At 30.5% G+C, this 18718-nt stretch carries 22 protein-coding genes and 1 riboswitch; of the genes, 20 read left to right on the top strand and 2 right to left on the bottom strand.

Annotated features, from left to right (window positions below; translation table 11 throughout):
- The first annotated feature begins 10 nt into the window (after nt 1–10).
- The 6 genes from minD (at nt 11) to PTZ02_RS11365 (ending at nt 4623) form a co-directional block, all read left to right on the top strand.
- On the top strand, nt 11–808 hold the full coding sequence (minD, locus tag PTZ02_RS11390; RefSeq protein ID WP_274227899.1) for a septum site-determining protein MinD: 798 nt from the start codon (nt 11–13) through the stop codon (nt 806–808).
- A 20-nt stretch (nt 809–828) separates the two neighbouring features.
- Nucleotides 829–1098, top strand: coding sequence for a cell division topological specificity factor MinE (gene minE, locus PTZ02_RS11385; protein ID WP_202769482.1), 270 nt, complete (start codon nt 829–831; stop codon nt 1096–1098).
- 166 nt (nt 1099–1264) lie between these two features.
- Complete coding sequence (gene rodA / locus PTZ02_RS11380) at nt 1265–2392, top strand: rod shape-determining protein RodA (RefSeq protein WP_274227898.1); 1128 nt, start codon at nt 1265–1267, stop codon at nt 2390–2392.
- A gap of 16 nt (nt 2393–2408) precedes the next feature.
- Nucleotides 2409–2768, top strand: a complete 360-nt coding sequence (gene mgsA / locus PTZ02_RS11375; RefSeq protein ID WP_274227897.1) for a methylglyoxal synthase — start codon at nt 2409–2411, stop codon at nt 2766–2768.
- 223 nt (nt 2769–2991) lie between these two features.
- On the top strand, nt 2992–3753 hold the full coding sequence (locus PTZ02_RS11370; protein ID WP_274227896.1) for a M23 family metallopeptidase: 762 nt from the start codon (nt 2992–2994) through the stop codon (nt 3751–3753).
- A 30-nt stretch (nt 3754–3783) separates the two neighbouring features.
- The gene (locus PTZ02_RS11365; RefSeq protein WP_274227895.1) at nt 3784–4623 is read left to right on the top strand and encodes a site-2 protease family protein; all 840 of its coding nucleotides are present in this window, start codon (nt 3784–3786) and stop codon (nt 4621–4623) included.
- Nucleotides 4624–4746: 123 nt separating this feature from the next.
- Here the strand turns inward: PTZ02_RS11365 and rpsD are convergent, their stop codons facing one another.
- Nucleotides 4747–5340: a 30S ribosomal protein S4 gene (gene rpsD, locus PTZ02_RS11360; RefSeq protein WP_274227894.1), complete on the bottom strand. Its 594-nt coding sequence runs from the start codon at nt 5338–5340 to the stop codon at nt 4747–4749.
- A gap of 298 nt (nt 5341–5638) precedes the next feature.
- On the opposite strand from rpsD, the gene PTZ02_RS11355 reads away from it, so the two are divergent.
- The 12 genes from PTZ02_RS11355 (at nt 5639) to PTZ02_RS11300 (ending at nt 16008) form a co-directional block, all read left to right on the top strand.
- A complete protein-coding gene (locus tag PTZ02_RS11355) occupies nt 5639–7492 on the top strand; it encodes a TIGR03960 family B12-binding radical SAM protein (protein WP_274227893.1) in 1854 nt (617 codons plus the stop codon).
- Complete coding sequence (locus PTZ02_RS11350) at nt 7476–8180, top strand: TIGR03936 family radical SAM-associated protein (RefSeq protein WP_274228095.1); 705 nt, start codon at nt 7476–7478, stop codon at nt 8178–8180. Before PTZ02_RS11355 ends, PTZ02_RS11350 begins: the two co-directional genes overlap by 17 nt.
- Nucleotides 8181–8191: 11 nt before the next feature.
- Nucleotides 8192–9616, top strand: coding sequence for an Rne/Rng family ribonuclease (locus PTZ02_RS11345; protein WP_274227892.1), 1425 nt, complete (start codon nt 8192–8194; stop codon nt 9614–9616).
- A 144-nt stretch (nt 9617–9760) separates the two neighbouring features.
- Nucleotides 9761–10072 carry a 50S ribosomal protein L21 gene (gene rplU / locus PTZ02_RS11340; protein WP_202769490.1) on the top strand — a complete coding sequence of 104 codons (312 nt, stop codon included), beginning with the start codon at nt 9761–9763 and terminating at the stop codon, nt 10070–10072.
- A 2-nt stretch (nt 10073–10074) separates the two neighbouring features.
- A complete protein-coding gene (locus tag PTZ02_RS11335; RefSeq protein WP_274227891.1) occupies nt 10075–10446 on the top strand; it encodes a ribosomal-processing cysteine protease Prp in 372 nt (123 codons plus the stop codon).
- Between the two features lie 4 nt (nt 10447–10450).
- A complete protein-coding gene (rpmA, locus tag PTZ02_RS11330) occupies nt 10451–10750 on the top strand; it encodes a 50S ribosomal protein L27 (RefSeq protein ID WP_202769492.1) in 300 nt (99 codons plus the stop codon).
- Nucleotides 10751–10995: 245 nt separating this feature from the next.
- A complete protein-coding gene (gene obgE, locus PTZ02_RS11325; protein WP_274227890.1) occupies nt 10996–12282 on the top strand; it encodes a GTPase ObgE in 1287 nt (428 codons plus the stop codon).
- 15 nt (nt 12283–12297) lie between these two features.
- Entirely contained in the window at nt 12298–12600 is a 303-nt protein-coding gene (locus PTZ02_RS11320) for a YhbY family RNA-binding protein (RefSeq protein ID WP_274227889.1), read from the top strand.
- A complete protein-coding gene (nadD, locus tag PTZ02_RS11315) occupies nt 12600–13223 on the top strand; it encodes a nicotinate-nucleotide adenylyltransferase (protein WP_274227888.1) in 624 nt (207 codons plus the stop codon). Before PTZ02_RS11320 ends, nadD begins: the two co-directional genes overlap by 1 nt.
- Before the next feature lie 17 nt (nt 13224–13240).
- On the top strand, nt 13241–13822 hold the full coding sequence (gene yqeK, locus PTZ02_RS11310; protein WP_274227887.1) for a bis(5'-nucleosyl)-tetraphosphatase (symmetrical) YqeK: 582 nt from the start codon (nt 13241–13243) through the stop codon (nt 13820–13822).
- Nucleotide 13823: 1 nt separating this feature from the next.
- Nucleotides 13824–15086 (top strand): LCP family protein, encoded by a 1263-nt coding sequence (locus PTZ02_RS11305; protein WP_274227886.1) that lies wholly within the window; start codon nt 13824–13826, stop codon nt 15084–15086.
- 25 nt (nt 15087–15111) lie between these two features.
- Nucleotides 15112–16008: an RluA family pseudouridine synthase gene (locus PTZ02_RS11300; RefSeq protein ID WP_274227885.1), complete on the top strand. Its 897-nt coding sequence runs from the start codon at nt 15112–15114 to the stop codon at nt 16006–16008.
- Between the two features lie 30 nt (nt 16009–16038).
- On the opposite strand, the gene PTZ02_RS11295 is transcribed toward PTZ02_RS11300, so the two are convergent.
- Nucleotides 16039–17313 (bottom strand): D-alanyl-D-alanine carboxypeptidase family protein, encoded by a 1275-nt coding sequence (locus PTZ02_RS11295; protein ID WP_274227884.1) that lies wholly within the window; start codon nt 17311–17313, stop codon nt 16039–16041.
- Between the two features lie 121 nt (nt 17314–17434).
- Between PTZ02_RS11295 and PTZ02_RS11290 the strand changes: the two genes are divergently transcribed.
- On the top strand, nt 17435–18058 hold the full coding sequence (locus PTZ02_RS11290; protein ID WP_274227883.1) for a helix-hairpin-helix domain-containing protein: 624 nt from the start codon (nt 17435–17437) through the stop codon (nt 18056–18058).
- Between the two features lie 81 nt (nt 18059–18139).
- On the top strand, nt 18140–18343 hold the full coding sequence (locus tag PTZ02_RS11285; protein WP_274227882.1) for a DUF350 domain-containing protein: 204 nt from the start codon (nt 18140–18142) through the stop codon (nt 18341–18343).
- Nucleotides 18344–18508: 165 nt separating this feature from the next.
- Nucleotides 18509–18625, top strand: a riboswitch (SAM riboswitch).
- Nucleotides 18626–18718: the final 93 nt, after the last annotated feature.

Genomic DNA, 18718 nt, shown 5'->3' with positions numbered 1-18718 from the left:
GGATTTTAGAATGGGAGAGTCAATTGTTATAACATCAGGTAAGGGTGGCGTTGGAAAAACTACTACAACAGCAAATATAGGAACAGCACTTGCTGCATTAGGCAAGAAAGTTGTGGTGGTAGATGGAGATACAGGTCTTAGAAATCTTGATGTATTAATGGGTCTAGAAAATAGAATAGTATATACTATAATTGATATATTTGAAAAAAGATGTAGAACAAAGCAGGCATTAATAAAAGATAAGAGATTTCCAAATCTTTGCTTGCTTCCAACAGCTCAAACAAAAGATAAAAATGATATCAAGCCAAATCAAATGTTAACTATAATTAATGAGCTTAAAGAGGAATTTGACTACGTACTTATCGATTGTCCAGCAGGTATTGAACAAGGATTTGAAAATGCTATAGTTGCAGCTGATAGAGCAGTTGTAGTAGTTAATCCAGAAATAACTTCTGTTAGAGATGCTGATAGAGTTATTGGTAAATTAGATGCAAAAGGTTTAGATGATCATCAAGTTATAGTAAATAGATTAAACTACGAAATGACACAAAATGGAGATATGCTTGATATAAGTGATATATTAGAAATATTATCTATTAAGTTGTTAGGTGTAGTACCTGATGATAAATCAATTACAGTTTCTACTAACAGAGGAGAGCCAATTGTTCTTGATGAAAAAGCAATTTCTGGACAAGCATTTAGAAATATTGCTAGAAGAATTACAGGAGAAGAAGTTCCCCTTCTAAACTTAAACGTTGAATCTGCAGGCCTTTTTGGATCACTTAAGAAATTGTTTAAGCGTAAATAGGTATAACGGGGGGGAGAAATATGGAGTTTTTTAATAAGTTTTTTGGAAATAAGCCTTCTCCTAAGGAGGTAGCAAAAGATAGGTTGAGGTTAATTTTGATTCATGATAGAGGTGAAATTGCACCAGAATTATTAAATAAAATTAGAGAAGAAATACTAGAAGTTATTTCTAAGTATGTAGAAATAGATGCTGGAGATATGGAGATTACTGTAACTAAAACAGAGGCAAGTGAAGGAAATTCACCTGCATTAGTTGCAAATATTCCAATTAAAAGTGTAAGAGGAAGATAGTTGTTGATAAATTAGGAGGTGAATGTATTCATCTCCATTTTTTACCGATAAAATAGTTACAAAAATCCTTCATTTTTCAATAATTAGTGAATTAACTATAGATTTATGGAGAAATATTATAATATGAGTTATAATAATGTAGAAGTTTTAATATGGAGGAAGATAGATGTTTGGAAGATTTAAGCTTGATTTAAAAATTCTAAAGGAACTGGACTTTACACTTTTAGTTGCTATGATTACCACGGTTCTTTTTGGATGTTTTAATATATATTTAGCAACTAAAGGTGATGTAGGATTTTCTGAAGTAAAAAGACAATTAATATGGCTTGTAATATCACTAGTTGCAATCTATGTAGTTTTACTCATAGACTATGTAGTATTACAAAATTATGCCTTTCTGTTTTATCTCTTAGGAATACTCTTGCTTATAGTCACAATATTTGCTGGGTCAATAGTTAATGGAGCACAAGGGTGGATAAGAATAGGTGGTTTCTCTATGCAACCATCAGAACTGGCCAAAATAGGTATTATAGTAATGATGGCAAAGAAAATTCAAGATATGGACGGAAAAGTAAATGATATAAAGAATTTCTTCATTTTAGCAGCATATATTATAGTTCCAGTTATTTTGATAGTTAAGGAACCGGATATGGGTATGACAATGGTGTGTTTCTTCATTGTTCTAGGGATATTTTTTATTGCGGGACTAGACTTAAGGGTAATTGGTGGAGGGCTGCTAGCTATATTCTTAGCAATAGTTTTGGTATGGAATTCAGGCTTGATACAAGACTATCAAAAGAAAAGAATAACATCATTTATGGATCCAGAAGCAGATGAACTTAATTCTGGTCTTCAGTTAACACAGTCTATGATAGGAATAGGTTCAGGGGGATTTTTAGGTACAGGCGTTAATTTAGCAACTGATGCGCCAGGTGGATATGTTTCACAAAATGTACCTGAAAAAGATACAGATTTTATATTCGCAATTGTAGGAGAAAGCTGGGGTACTGTAGGAGCAATTTTTCTATTAACATTATATGGAATTATAGTTTATAGAACTCTGGTGATATCGAGAACCAGTAAAGATATTTTTGGAAAGATAATTTGCGTTGGACTAGCCGCATATTTCCTATTTGCAATATTTCAAAATATGGGGATGACTATTGGTTTAATGCCTATAACGGGAATAACTTTACCTTTAGTAAGTTATGGAGGAAGTTCACTACTTACAACAATGATGTCCTTAGGCTTAATATTAAATATTGGTATGAGAAGAAAGAAAATTAATTTTTAATTTTATGGGGGTTGTTATGAAAGTTGCATTGATTGCTCATGATAACAAAAAAGAAACTATTATAGATTTTTGCAAAAGATATAAAAGTATATTAGAAAAACACACTCTTGTCGCTACTGGAACTACAGGAAAAAAGATTACTGAAACTACGGGGCTTGAAGTAACAAGATTTTTGTCTGGACCATTAGGAGGAGATCAACAAATTGGTGGAAGGATTGCAGAAGGTGATATTAAGTTAGTAATATTTCTAAGAGATCCTTTAACAGCTCAACCGCATGAACCAGATGTTACAGCGTTAATTAGAATTTGTGATGTACATAGCATTCCAATAGCCACAAATATAGGGACAGCGGAAATTTTAATAAAAAGCTTATAGAAAAAAATCAGTCTTTTATAAGACTGATTTTTTTTTACGCTTTAAGAATTTATAAAAGTTCTATGTTAATTATCACTTAAATATATATTAATATATAATGCAAAAATCATATTACATCTTATGGGCAGACATGTAAATTCTTTAGAGCATTATATATAAATAACACAAAAACAATAACAAGGAATATATTAATAAAGTGATTAAAATCTATGAGGTGAAAAAAGTGGGAAATTATAATTCGGAGTATAAGAGTTACTATGGAAAGATTATGGAAAGGAGAAAAAGTAACCATATAGGAAGTATAGGAGGAGAGTACCAAGTAAACAGAAGCATAGGGGAACATAGTTCAAAAAGTTTTAAAGATATCATAGTTAGAAGAATTATACAAGAATTGGTTGGGACATTTATATTATGCCTGCTAATTTTAGTTTGCAAGAGCGTTAAAACTGAGCAAACTTTAGCAGTTTACAATTATGGCAAATATGCAGTAAATAAAGGGTATACAATAAATGAAGTTATAGACTATATTAAAACTTTTGATGTGTCATCAATTAAGCATAAGGGAGAGGAAGTAGCTGATTTTTTAAAAGAGAAAGTATCAAATGGTCAGACTGTTAAAAGTCAAATGAAGGAAACCCTTGTTAAGCCGGTATTAGGAAGTTATGTTCTTAAAGATGATAGTTCAAAGCTCTATAGTATAGAAATTAAAGAAGGTACAGAGATTATAAGTATAGGTGATGGAAATGTAACTAAAGTATCTGAGGATAAGACTTTAGGCAAATATATTGTTATAGATAATGGAAGTGGAGTAGAAAGTGTCTATGGGAATTTAGGTGAAATAGACGTGAAAGAGGGGGATAAAATTTCTAAAGGACAGTTGGTAGGAAAAGGTGGTAATAGTAATAATGAAGCAAAGCCATCATTGTTATTTCAATTAAAATATATGGGGGAAGCTAGAGACATAAAAGACTATATAAATCTTTAAAGGCTTGAAGTAATTATTGGGGAGTGAATAATGAAGAGAAGAAAAATAATGCTTTTAGGAGAATTACTAATTCTTATTTGCTTATGCCTTCAATATAATTTTTTTATAGCATTTATATTTGTATTATTACATGAAATATCTCATGGGGTTATGGCGATAATATTTGGAATGAATATTAAAAAACTGCTCATACACCCATTGGGATTTTTTATTGAGATAGAAGATATGGATGAGTTAACTGAAGAAAAACAGATAATAGTCTATTTAGCTGGTCCTCTTACGAACCTACTTATAGCTATTATAATATATATTTGTAGTGGGTACTATTTTTCAAATATGTCTGTTATAAATTTAGTGTTATGTTTTTTTAATTTGCTGCCGGCGTATCCCCTTGATGGAGGGAAGATATTCAATATCATACTATCCAAAAGATTAACATATAGGTTAGCAAGTAAGGTAATAATTTATTTAGGGATAATCATTAGTATCGGATTTTTTGGATTATTTATTTATGATATTTTAAAATTACATAAACTCAATATAACCCTAGTACTAGTAAGTGCTTTAATGTTATACTCAGCCTTAAAGGAAAAAAAGAGAATTATGTATATATTAATGGGGGACTTAGTTAGAAAAAAAAGTAGGTTTGTTAAAAAAAGTTATATTGAAAACTCAAGTATATCAGTATATTACAAATTAGGATTAGTAAATATATTAACTCTAGTTGATAAAAATAAATTTAATTGTTTTTATGTATTAGATGAGGATATGAAAATGGTAGGAATTATTAATGAAGATGAGTTAATGGAGGCACTAAAGAAATATGGAAATATTACTTTAGAGGAATATTTTTCAGATGTAAAAGAATAGTTTATAAAGAAGAGGCTTGGTAAATTACCAAGCCTTTTGTGTAGTATAACATATATAGGTGCTGGAGGTATAATTAATGGTATTATTCCATTTAATATATTTTTGGTTGCCAGTAAAAATATATTATTTAGAATAAAATTCAACTATAAGTTGTTCATTTATAATAATTGGGAGTTCAGTTCTATTAGGAAATCTTAAATAACTTCCTTTGAAGTTGTTCTCATCTTTAGTTATATAGGGAAGAGTGTTTAGTATATTATTGCTAAAAGTTTCTACAAACATATCTGTTTTTTTAGATTTTTCCCTTAGAGTAACTTCATCTCCTGGTTTTAACCTATAAGAAGGTATATTAACTTTTTGATTATTAACAAGAAAATGACCATGGTTTACCATTTGTCTTGCTTGTCTTATAGAAGTAGCAAATCCCATTCTATAAACCATATTATCTAATCTAGATTCTAGAATTAATAATAAGGCTTCTCCAGGAACTGATTTACTAGAGAATGCTTCTTTAACATATCTAGAAAATTGCTTTTCCATAACGCCATAATATGCGCGTAATCTTTGCTTTTCTAATAACTGAACACCATAATCTGAGAGCTTTCTATCTGCTCTACTTGTACCTTTTGTTGCTCGCTTCATAGCCTTAGGGTGGCCGACAACATTTAAGCCAAGCCTTCTACAAGTTTTGAAACGAGGTCCCATCATTTTTGCCATAGTTACCTCCAATAACTTATATTTATTATGTTCGTATAATAACATGAAATAAAATATAATGATAATCATTATCAACACCATAAGAGGAGATTATTCTTATATTCCTTCATTATGCTAAGTCATTCTAATTATTTTAAAGAATAGCAAGATTTTAGAATGTAAGTTTATCCAACTATTGCATTAAGGGCAAATCTAAGTAATAATACTAAGGTGGTTTATAATATAAAGTTATGATAGAATAAAGTCGATTGACAAATTTGCTTTATATACTGTTAGTTATATGGAGGAGGAAATATTAATGAATAGAATCACAGATGATATTTTATATAAAGTTGAGAAACCTGCCAGATACATAGGCGGTGAACTTAATCAGATAATTAAAGATAAAAATGAAGTTGACATAAGATTTGCGTTTTGTTTTCCAGATGTTTATGAAGTTGGAATGGCGCACTTAGGTTCAAGAATTCTTTATCATACTATAAATAATAGAGAAGATACATATTGCGAGAGAGCATATGCTCCATGGCCTGATATGGAAAAGGAAATGAGAAAAAATAATATTCCTTTATATACTCTTGAAACTAAGGATCCTCTTAAGGATTTTGATATATTAGGTTTTACGCTTCAATATGAGATGAGCTTCACAAATATCTTAAATATGCTAAACCTAGGAGGGGTTACCGTTAGGGCTTCAGAAAGAGGAGAAGAGGAACCTATAGTAATGGCTGGTGGTCCTTGTGCATATAACCCAGAGCCTCTTTCAGGTATTGTTGATTTCTTTGAACTTGGTGAGGGAGAAGAAATGATGAATGATGTATTAGAGGTTTATAAGAAATATAAAGGTAAAGGAAAGAAAAAAGAATTCTTAAGAGAAATATCTAAAATAAGAGGTATTTATGTTCCTTCATTATATGATGTTACATATAACGAAGATGGAACAATAAAAGAATTTAAACCTAAATATGATGATGTTCCAGCTCAAGTACAAAAGAGAATAATCTCTAATTATACAGATGTTGAATTCCCAACTGATATCATAGTTCCTTATACTGAAATTGTTCATGATAGAATTGTTTTAGAAGTTTTTAGAGGATGTACTAATGGTTGTAGATTCTGTCAAGCAGGTATGATATATAGACCTGTAAGAGAAAAGGGAAGAGAAACACTTTTAAAGCAAGCAAGAGAATTAGTTAAAAATACAGGCTATCAAGAAATATCGTTAGCATCCCTAAGTACCTGTGATTATTCTGATATTAATGCTTTAGTTCAAGATTTAATGGCTGAGCATGCTGAAAAGAATGTGGCAGTAGCTCTTCCATCAATTAGAGTTGATGCTTTTTCAGTAGATTTATTAAAGGAAATTCAAAAGGTAAAGAAAACAGGTCTTACTTTTGCACCTGAAGCTGGATCTCAGCGAATGAGAGATGTAATTAATAAAGGATTAACTGAAGAAAGAATACTAGAAGCTGCAAGATCAGCATTTGAAGCCGGTTGGAGCACGTTAAAACTATACTTCATGTTAGGACTTCCTTACGAAACGATAGAAGATGCTAGAGGAATAGGGGAATTAGCTGAAAAAATAGTTGCTCAATATTTTGAGGTTCCAAAGGGAACTAGAAATAAAGGATTAAGAGTTACTGTAAGTACATCAATATTTGTTCCAAAGCCTTTTACACCATTCCAATGGTCTCCTATGGAGAAAATGCCAGAGGTTAATGATAAGATAAATGCAGTAAAATCTTCAATTAAGTCAAGGGCAATTTCATATAGTTATCATGAACAAAAAACATCATATATGGAAGCTGTTTTTGCTAGAGGAGATAGAAGATTATCAGATGTATTAATTAAAGCTTTTGAAAAAGGAGCTAAATTTGATGGATGGTCAGAATATTTTGATTTTAATATTTGGCAAGAAGCTTTAAAAGAGTGTAATGTTGATGGAGATTTTTATGTTTATAGAAGCAGAAGCTACGATGAAATACTTCCATGGGATTTTATTGATATAGGAGTAGATAGAGATTACATTGTAAAAGAAAATGAAAAGGCTAAAGCTGCTGACTTAACTCAAAATTGTAGAGTTGGATGTACTGGCTGCGGAATAAATGTAAACTTCAAAGAAGGGAAGTGTTTTGAAGGTGCGATACTTAATTAAGTTCACTAAAGAAGGAAATATTAAATTTGTATCTCATTTAGATTTAATGAGAACAATTCAGAAAATAATCGTAAGAAGTGAATTGAATATTGAATATTCTCAAGGGTTTAATCCACATATGGCTTTATCAATAGCGCAACCATTATCTGTTGGAGTAAGTTCTAATGGAGAGTATATGGATATTGTTCTAAGAGAGCCACAAGATGAAGAAGAAATTTTAAGAAATTTAAATAAAAAATCTCTTAGTGGAATAAAATTTTTAGAAATAAAATCTATTGAAAACATACCTAATGAGAAGAAAGTTCCACAATCCATGGCGATGGTTGAAGAGGCAAGTTATACAATTAAGATAAAATATGATGTTACAACTAATGTTAATGATGAGCTTAAGAAACTTTTGGAATTGAATGAGTGGAATATACTAAAGAAAAATAAAAAAGGTGAGGAAAAATCTCTTAATATAAGGCCTATGATTAAAGAAATTAAATACTGGGTAAAAGATGAGTATTTGATTATAAATACAAGAATAAGTTGTGGCAGTAAAGAACATTTGAACCCAGAATTTTTAGTTAATTATATTAAAGAAAACACAACAGGGGTAGATAATGAGGCTTTTGTTAATATTAACAGAGAAGAAATGTATGCTCATAAAGAAGGTAAGCTGTTGCCACTATATAAAGTTGTGTAATGAGGTAGTATATGAGAGAAATATTTATTGAGAGAAGAGAAAAGATATTAAGAATAGCCATTAAAGAAAAAGGTAAGCTTGTGGATTGTTTAATAGAAGAGGAAACAAGTGAGGCAATACCTGGAGAAATTTACTTAGGTACTGTTAAAAATATAGTACCAGGGATAAAAAGCGCTTTTATAGATATCGGGCTCTCAGTTAATGCATTTATGAGTTTAGACAGCAATTCGAATATTAAGCAAGGGCAAGAAGTAATAGTAGAAGTGTTGAAAGAGGCTATAGGAGATAAAGGACCTAAAGTAACTTGTGATTTTTCAATTCCCGGGAAATATGCTGTAATATCATCAAAGGGGAAGGGAATCTCCGTATCCAAGAGAATTCTAGATGAAGCTAAAAGAACTAGCTTAGTGAATGAAATCCCCCCTAAACCAGAGGGGTTAATAACCTTAAGAACTAATGCAGCCTTTGGAGAATTTGATGATATAAAAAATGAAATAGACCTGTTGTATGAAAGATATTTATCTATTTTGCAAAAAGGTAAATTTTTGAATAAACCTCAAAGAATTTATGGAGAAAATCTTTTGTTAAATAAAATTCTTAGGGATAATATAAATAATGAAACAAAAAATATTTATGTGAATACCAAGGAAGATTATGAAGTTGCTTCTGACTATATTAGTATTGGTGAAGAGGTTAAAGTTTATTTATATGATGAAGAGAGAAGCCTTTTTGATTTCTACCATATAGAAAAAGAAATACTTTCACTAAGACATAAGAAAGTGCAATTAAACTCAGGTGGATGGATTATCATTGATAAAACAGAAGCAATGTACGTTATCGATGTTAATTCAGGTAAACATACTAAAGGAAAGCAAACTGAAAGAGTAGCTGAAGAAACAAATAAAGAAGCTGCATTAGAAATTGCTAGACAAATAAGATTAAGAAATTTAGGCGGAATAATCTTAATAGATTTTATTGATATGAGAAATGAAGAGGATAAGCAGCAAGTGCTTAATATCCTATCAAAAGGACTTGAAAAAGATAAGAAAAGAACAACTATATATCCTTTTACAGAACTAAATTTAGTTCAGATATCAAGAACAAGAAGTGGAAAAAGCATCTTTGAATATATTGAGGAAGATTGTGAACTTTGTAAAGGAAAAGGAAATAGGCTTTCATTATCTTATATATTAATGTTAATTAGAGATGAAATTTTAAGATATCAATCAGAAAATTCAATTAAGGATTTTTATATTGAAATCAATGCGCAATATGAGACCTATATTAGAGAAGATATTTTTACATTTTTAAATAGCATAGAGGCATTAGATAAGAAGATTTACCTACATTTTGTTCAAGAGGTGGAGTACTTTAAATTGGAGCCACTACTATTTAAAAAACAAATTGAAAGTGTAGAAAATTATTTAGTGAATTAGATAATGCTTTTACAAGAAAAAGTTATTTACAACATAGGCTAATTGTGTTAAAATGTCTAAGTAACCGCACAGAATAGGTTTTAGTAAAACAAAGTTAAATCTTTGTACCTTAAGTGGCGAGACCGTTATGAGGAGGTGTTTTTAATGTACGCAGTATTAACTACAGGAGGAAAGCAGTACAGAGTTAAGGAAGGAGACGTTCTTTTCGTTGAAAAACTTAACGCTGAGGTTGAATCAACAGTTGAATTCAGTGAAGTTCTAGTTGTATCTAAGGATGGAGAATTAAAAGTTGGTACACCAGTAGTTGAAGGAGCTAAGGTTGTAGCTAAAGTATTAGCTCAAGGAAAGGCTAAGAAGATTATAGTTTTCAAGTATAAACCAAAGAAAGACTATAGAAGAAAATCTGGTCACAGACAACCTTACACTAAGATTCAAATCGAAAAGATCGAAGCTTAATTATGATTAAGATCAAGGTCAAGAGTAGAGGAGAAAAGATAATTGCAGTAGACATAAAAGGTCATGCAGTAGAAGAGGCTGAAGCAATTATAGTTGGAGAAGCCTACGATATGATATGTAATTCTGTGTCAGTACTTTCTCAAAGTCTATTAATAGGTTTAGAAAGTGTACTTAATATAAATTGCAGTTATGAGATATATGAAGGATACATAAGCTTAGATTTAACTGATTTGGAAGAGGATGAGCTTACTGAAGCCCAAACACTTTTAAAGACATTTGAACTAAGCATTGATAGTATTATGTTATCCTTAGAACAAAGTTTTGGAAAAAAGAAACGTGATAAATATATATGTCTTTTAAAAGAGGAGGTGTAACACCATGTTGATAATGAACCTTCAATTATTCGCTCATAAAAAAGGAGTAGGTAGCTCTAAGAACGGTAGAGACTCTGAATCAAAAAGATTAGGAGTTAAATCTGCTGATGGCGAATTTGTATTAGCAGGTAATATCATTGTTAGACAAAGAGGAACAAAAATCCACCCAGGAACTAATGTTGGAAAGGGAAAGGATGATACTCTTTTCGCTAAAATAGATGGAGTTGTTAAATTCGAAAGAATGGGTAAAGATAAGAAGAAAGCTTCTGTTTATCCAGTTGATGTTGAAGAAATAGCTGAATAATCTTAAAACAAAGCACCCTTAACTAGGGTGCTTTATTAGTTAAGAATTAAGAATTAGCAATTAGGGATAGAATATAATTAGAAATGATTTTTAATTCTTAATTCTTCATTACTATTTAAGCTTAATTATTGAAAAAATTACATCCCTATTGTAATATTTAATAGATTAATTAAGTTTATTAGGAAAATAATAATAAGAAGAAAAATAAGAAGAACAATAGATTGATGTAAGGTAAGGTGATTTATATGTTTATAGATACAGCCAAGGTTTTTGTAAAATCAGGAGATGGCGGAGATGGAGCAGTTTCCTTCAGAAGAGAAAAATATGTTCCTTTAGGTGGACCAGATGGAGGAGACGGAGGAAAAGGTGGGAGTGTAATATTTGTTGTTGATACAAATATGACTACCTTATTAGATTTTAAGTATAAAAGAAAATTTATAGCAGAAAAAGGCGTAAATGGATCTGGTTCTAAGTGTTATGGTAAAGATGGAGAAGATTATGTAATTCATGTTCCAATGGGAACTATTATTAAAGATGTAGAATCAGATAAAATAATGGCAGACCTTTCTCATGCAGGGGATACATATATAATTTGTAAAGGTGGAAAAGGCGGAAAAGGAAATGCAAAATTCTGTACTCCTACAAGGCAAGCACCTAACTTTGCTGAGCCGGGAATGCCAGGAGAAGAAAGATGGATTACATTAGAACTTAAGTTACTTGCAGATGTAGGATTATTAGGTTTCCCTAATGTAGGAAAATCAACACTTCTTTCAGTTGTTTCAAAGGCTAGACCAAAGATAGCAAACTATCACTTCACTACATTAAAACCTAATTTAGGTGTAGTTAGTGTTCCAGGAATAGAACCTTTTGTTATGGCAGATATTCCAGGAATAATTGAAGGAGCAGCAGAAGGTGTAGGCTTAGGTATAGAATTCTTAAGACATATTGAAAGAACAAGATTATTAATACATGTAGTGGATATCTCTGGAGTAGAAGGAAGAGATCCAATTGAAGATTTCATAAAGATAAATGAAGAATTAAAAAAATATTCAATAAAACTTTGGGATAGACCACAGATAGTTGTAGGTAATAAAGCTGATATGCTATTTGATGAAGAAGTTTTTGATAATTTTAAGAAAAAACTTAATGAAATGGGTTATGAAAAAGTATTTAAGATGTCTGCAGCTACAAATGATGGAGTTGAAGCGTTAATTAAAGAAGCTGCAAGAATGCTTAAAGAAATTCCAATTGTTGATTTAGAGATATCAAGCGAAGATATGTTTATACCAGAAGAAAAGAGATTTACATATGACATTAGAGTTGAAGAAGGGGAAGAAGGAAAGGTTTATGTAATAGAAGGTTCCTTTGTAGATAGACTCTTATCAGCTGTTAATGTAAATGATTATGATTCATTGAGATATTTCCATAAAGTATTGAATAATAAAGGAATAATGGCGGAATTAAGAGAAATGGGTATTCAAGATGGCGATTATGTACGCTTAAATGATTTTGAATTTGAGTATCTTATGTAGGAAAGGAAAGATAATATGATTACAAGTAAACAAAGAGCTTATTTAAGATCTCTTTCAAATAATTTAGAAGTAATTTTTCAAGTTGGAAAAAATGGAATAGAGGATACATTTATTAAACAAGTTGAAGATGCCTTAGAAGCAAGAGAGCTTATTAAAATAAAGGTATTAGAAAATTCAGGTTTAGATGCTAGAGAAGCTTCAGATATTATTTGTGAAAGAATAGGTTGTGAAGGGGTTCAGGCTATAGGAAGTAAAGTAGTGCTTTTCAAACAAAGTACTAAAAAGCCTAAAATAGAGTTACCAGTTAAGAGTAAATAATGAAGAAGATTGGAATAATGGGGGGAACTTTTGATCCCCCGCATAAAGGCCATATTTATATTGCTCAGGAGGCATACAAGAAGTTACACTTAGATAGTGTGATTTTTATGCCTGCTGGGAATCCACCTCACAAAACCTATAAGAAGATTACTAATGAAAAAGATAGATATGAAATGGTAAAGTTAGCTATAGCTGATTATGAACATTTTGAAGTTTCTGACTATGAAATTAGTAAACAGACATTGAGCTACACGTTTCTGACATTAAAGTATTTAAAGGAAGAAAGAGAAAAGTGTGAGCTTTTTTTTATAGCTGGAGCAGATAGCTTAGTAACATTTGAATCATGGCGTAATATAGAAGAAATATTAAACCTAGCAACATTGGTTATATTTACTAGGCCTGGATATCCAAAAGATGAAGTTATTAAATCAAAAAATGTAATAGAAGAAAAATACAATCATTCTGTTATTTTATTGGATTTAATAGAACAGGATATATCTTCCTCGTATATTAGGGAAGCATTAGAAGAAGGAAAAGAAGTAACTGAATATTTAAACTCAAATGTATATGAATATATAAGAGTAAATGGATTATATAAAGCCACTAGAAATATATTCTTATAATTCAAGGGGGACAATTTATGTGGAGTAAAGAACAAATCCTTCAATATTTAAAAGAAAATTTGAAAGATAGTAGATATAATCACACTTTAGGTGTTGTAGATATGGCAAAAAGGTTAGCCGATATTAATGGAATTGACAAGGAAAGAGCAGAATTAGCTGCATTAATCCATGATTGTGCAAAAAATTTACACATTGACGAGTTGTTTAAAATATTACAGGAAAATTCTATAGAAGTAGATGAGATTGAACGTATTTCTCCACAACTTTTACATGGTAAGGTTGGTGCAGTACTGGGAGAAAAGCTTATGAATATAAATGATAAAGAAATCCTAAGTGCAGTTATATACCATACCACTGGTAAAGCTAATATGACTACATTGGAAAAAATAATATATATTGCAGATTATATAGAACCTAATCGAAACTTTGATGGGGTAGATAAGCTTAGAGAAGTCACCCTTGAAAACCTTGATAAGGGGGTATTAGAAGGTATTGATAATACGCTAGTATATATAATTAAGAATAGGGGATTAATTCATCCTAATACAATAGAAGCAAGAAATTATCTAATTAATACACTTAAGGAAGTGAATAAATAGTATGGATGGGGAAAATAGAAACTCACCAATTAACAATAGGAAAAAGAGAAAAAGAAACAAAGGAAAAAGAACTATTGTAATTTTAAGTATTCTATCCATTCTAATTACATTTATAGTTATAGTTGCAGTTTATTTATTTGTAACATTAGGAAAGTTTAATAGTGCAGGTGGTGTAGATGTTGCAGCAGAAGATGTTGGATCAAAAGATCCAGTAAATATTTTAGTCTTGGGTTTGGATATAGGAGATCCTTCTCAACCTAATAATGAAGCAATAAAGAGAACTGATACTATTATGCTTTTACACTATGAGCCGGGTAAAAAGCAAGGAACATTAGTATCTGTGCCTAGAGATATGCTTATAAAAGTTAATAATAAAAATCAAAAAATAAATGCAGCTTACGCGTTAGGCGGAGATAAATTAATTAAAAAAGAAGTTGAAAACTTCTTAGGAATTAATGTTAACTATATAGTTAAGATAGATTATGCGGGATTTAGAGCAGTAATTGATGCCATTGGTGGTATTGACATGGAAATAGAAAGAAATATGAATTATGATGACCCTGCACAAAATCTTCATATTCACTTCAAAAAAGGTGAAACTGTACATCTAGATGGTCAAAAAGCAGAAGAGTTCTTTAGATGGAGAAAAAATAATGATGGAACTGGTTTTGCAAATGGAGATTTGGACAGAATAGAAAGCCAACATAAGTTTATTAATAAGATTGTAGAAAAGTGTACTTCACCTAGTATTATTATGAACTTTAAACCTTTATTAGATACATTGCCTAAGTATATAAAGACAAATATGTCAGGAAGTAAGATGATTTCTTATGGATTAAGTTTAAAAGGGTTAGATAAAAGCAAACTAACAATGGTGACACTTAACGGAACCCCTAAAACAATTAATGGGCAAGATTATCTAGTATATAATAAGAATAACAATAAGGATGTAATTTCAGCCCTAAGTGGATCACAAACAGCCAAGGATTCTGTAACTAAAAAGGATTTAAAAATTAAGGTTCTAAATGGAACAAGGAAAACTGGCCTTGCAGGAACTTTAGTAACTGAACTTGAATCTAAAGGGTATACCAAAATTGATAAAGGAAATTATACAGAGATAAGTAAATCTGTAATTAAAACTAATGATAATAATATAGGAGATCTAATATCCCAGGACACAGGAATTGATAATATAAAAGAATTAACTGATGACACTCAAGGATATGATGCAGTTATTATTTTGGGAGGAGACTTCAAACAATAGATTATCAAGAGATAAGTGAGGAAAGATGAGTAAAATAGAAAAGATTGTTCCAGAAGAATACCATAAACATAAGATAAGAGAATTCCTAAAGGAAGAATTAGGATTATCTACTAGATTGATTAGGGGAGCTGCTATAGATAAGAGAATACTAGTAAATAATAAAGCAGTTAAAATGAACTATATTATATCTAAAGGTGAAAAAATAATTATAGATTTAAACAAAAATGAAACTCAAAATATAGAGCCTGAAGACATAGATATAGACATTGTTTATGAAGATGATGATATACTTGTTTTAAATAAAAAACCATTCATGGTAGTTCATCCAACTAGAAGTCATTTTAGTGGAACATTATCTAATGGTGTAATGTACTATTTCAAGAAAACAAATCAAAATTGCATTGTTAGACTAGTAAGTAGATTGGACATGAATACCTCAGGATTAATAATTATAGCCAAAAATCAATATGCTCATATGCAGTTATCTAATGAAATGAGAGAAGAACATTTTCAAAAGAGGTATTTAACATTAGTACATGGAAATTTAAAAGAAAAGCAAGGAACTATAAATGCACCAATATATAGAGAGAATGAGGATACTATTAAGAGAGTTGTTGATGATAGAGGACAAGAAAGTATAACTCATTATAAGGTTGTTGAGAGCTACAAAAATGCAGAATTAGTTGAATGTCTTCTTGAAACTGGAAGAACTCATCAAATAAGAGTTCATTTAAGCTATCTAGGTCACCCTATATTCGGGGATGTTTTGTATGGGACTGAAGATGAAGAATTTATAAATAGGCAAGCACTACATGCTTATGGGTTAGACTTTCATAGTCCAAGGACAAGGAAGGAATTGAGACTTAGGGCTGAACTACCTGATGATATGAAAATATTAATTGAGAAGTTAAAAAAAGAGTAAAAACAGATGGATTACCATCTGTTTTTTTTGTTAATCAAGTTTATTTATTATATCTGAATATCTAGATTTAATCTTTCTTTTTTTAATACGAGCTCTATATCTGATTAAAGCGAAACCTAAGAATACTGCAGCTACACCACCAGCGGCAAGTTCTGGTTTCATTTCTTTAAGCTTATCACTAAAACTCTTTTGTACAGGCTTTATTTCTCTTGATTCGCCTGCACTTAAACGAATATTTTGATACTTTTGACCATTTACTGAAACAGAAGCGGATAACACTTCTTGGTCACGAGTGAAGGAAAGATTTGATAAATCCTTTTTCTCAATATCTAATGATTTTGTAATTGAATTCTCATCACCTTTTTTACATACATATGAGATATCGTCTGAAGCTAGTAATGGCATTGTAGTAGAATCATTAAAAGTATAATCAGATAATTTTTCACCCTTTGAATATAGTTTTACAAGGCTAAAATTATTAAAACCATATTCGAATAAATTCTTTGCCTCTCTAAAATAATTATCTTTACTTGATGAGTAAAGAAATGTTGCAACTAATCTTTGACCATCTTTTTCAGCAACGGCAGTATAAGTATGTTTTGATGGAGTGGTATATCCACATTTACCAGTGAGTGCATATTGATAAAAATATCTATTATTCTTCATGATTAATTCATTTTTATTATCTGCCCAGTGATTTTCCCCGTTTATATTAGAGGCAGGAAATTCATATGCTGGTGTCCTAGAAATATCAATAAAAGTTTGATTCTTTGATACTTCTCTCATAATAAGTGATAAATCATAAGCAGTTGTCTTGTGGTCATCTTCATAAAGTCCAGAAGGATTTACAAAAGTAGTATTATTCGCACCTAATTCTTTAGCTGTTTTATTCATAAGTTCAACAAATGCATCTTTTGAACCAGAGACATGTTCAGCTAGTGCTTCAGCACAATCATTAGCCGAAAGTAAGAGCATTCCATATAGTAAATCCTTAACGGTAAATACTTCACCTTCTATTAGACCGATTCTTGTTCCATCAACTGCAGTAGCACTTTTGGTTATGGTAACTTTTTCATCAAGCTTTGAATTTCTTAAAACCAATAAAGCAGTCATTACTTTTGTAGTAGAAGCTGGTGCAAGTGATTTCTCACTATTCTTACTGTATAGAATTTTTCCTGTAGTTGCATCCATTAGTACTACACCATCAGCTTCTAAATCAGGAACAGAAGGAGCTGCGCTTACATTTTTATTAAATATTAATGTAAAAGAAATCATCAATAGTAAAAAATAAGAAATTTTTCTCATAATATCCCCCATTATGTCATATTTCATAAAAATAAGTATAACAAAAATGTGGTCAAATTACTATATAAATGAGGTGTTTTTGTCAATAATTAATTATATATTAAAATTTAAGGAGGAAAACATGAGAATTACAAGGAAAGAAAAACTAATAGGAATCGTAATACTATTAATAGTTCTAACCTTAGTTGCGGGAATATATACATATATAAATATCCCAAAGCCTTTATCGGATAAAGAAGTGGAAGGTATGTTTGTAGAAGAGACTTCAAATGACAATAAAACTACGACTACAACAAATAATAGTGGAAACATAGTTGTTGAAATTAAAGGGGAAATTAAAAAGCCGGAAGTATATATAATGGAGAAAGGATCGATTATTAAAGATCTAATCGCAGAAGCTGGTGGATTAACAGAGAAAGCTGATACAAAGAATATAAATTTAGCCAAGGAACTTCAAAATCATGAGTGTATTGTTATAGGAAATATTGATAATAAAGCACAAAACACACAAGGATCATTGGCATCCTCATTGCAATCTGGAAAATCTCAAGATGGAACAATTAATATCAATACAGCAACTGAGGCTGAGCTAGATACATTACCTGGTGTAGGGAAAGTAATGGCAGGAAAAATAATAGAATATAGAGAAAAAAATGGAGGCTTTAAATCTATCGAGGAACTGAAAAAAATTGATAGAGTTGGTGAAGGAACCTTTGATAAATTGAAGGATAAAATTTCAATATAGATAGATATATAATAAAAAAACCTAGAAATTGGAAGGAATTTATATTAGAATTAAATTATATTATTTTAAGGGGGATTATTTATGGACGTATTAGTAAATGTTGGTTTGAGTGTTTTGTTCGGACTTGTTGGTATAGTTATTATGTTGATTGGATATATTATTTTTGACAAAATAATACCAGCTGATTTCAATAAAGAATTAGAAAAAGGAAATTTAGCGGTGGCTATTGTGGTTGCTGGATTACTAATATCTATAGCTATAATTGTCTCAAAAGTGATAGCATAAACATAATAAACATAAAAATGAAAGTTTTAAAATTTTAAAGGTATTCATTTATAAAATTTAAAAATTTCGCTTAAAAATTAAAAACTTCTAAAAAATTAAACATTTCTTATTGCATTTAATTAATATTTATATTATAGTAATAGCAGACAAATTAATATTAACGAATTCTTATCGTGAGCGGTGGAGGGACTGGCCCTGTGAAGCCCGGCAACCAACATAGGTTCCATTTAACTTGTGTATGGTGCTAATTCCTGCAGTTATTTTTTAACTGAGAGATAAGGGAGTAAATTGCAGTGGCTATTTTTCAGCGCTTGGGTTTATTCCCAAGCGCTTTTTATTTATCCGGATAAACAAAGGACATGTGGAGGTAGCTTA

It is taken from the genome of Clostridium sp. 'White wine YQ', from assembly GCF_028728205.1.
GTDB lineage: Bacteria > Bacillota > Clostridia > Clostridiales > Clostridiaceae > Clostridium_T.
Note: the sequence above shows the minus strand (reverse complement) of the source record. Positions and strands in the feature narration are given on the sequence as shown.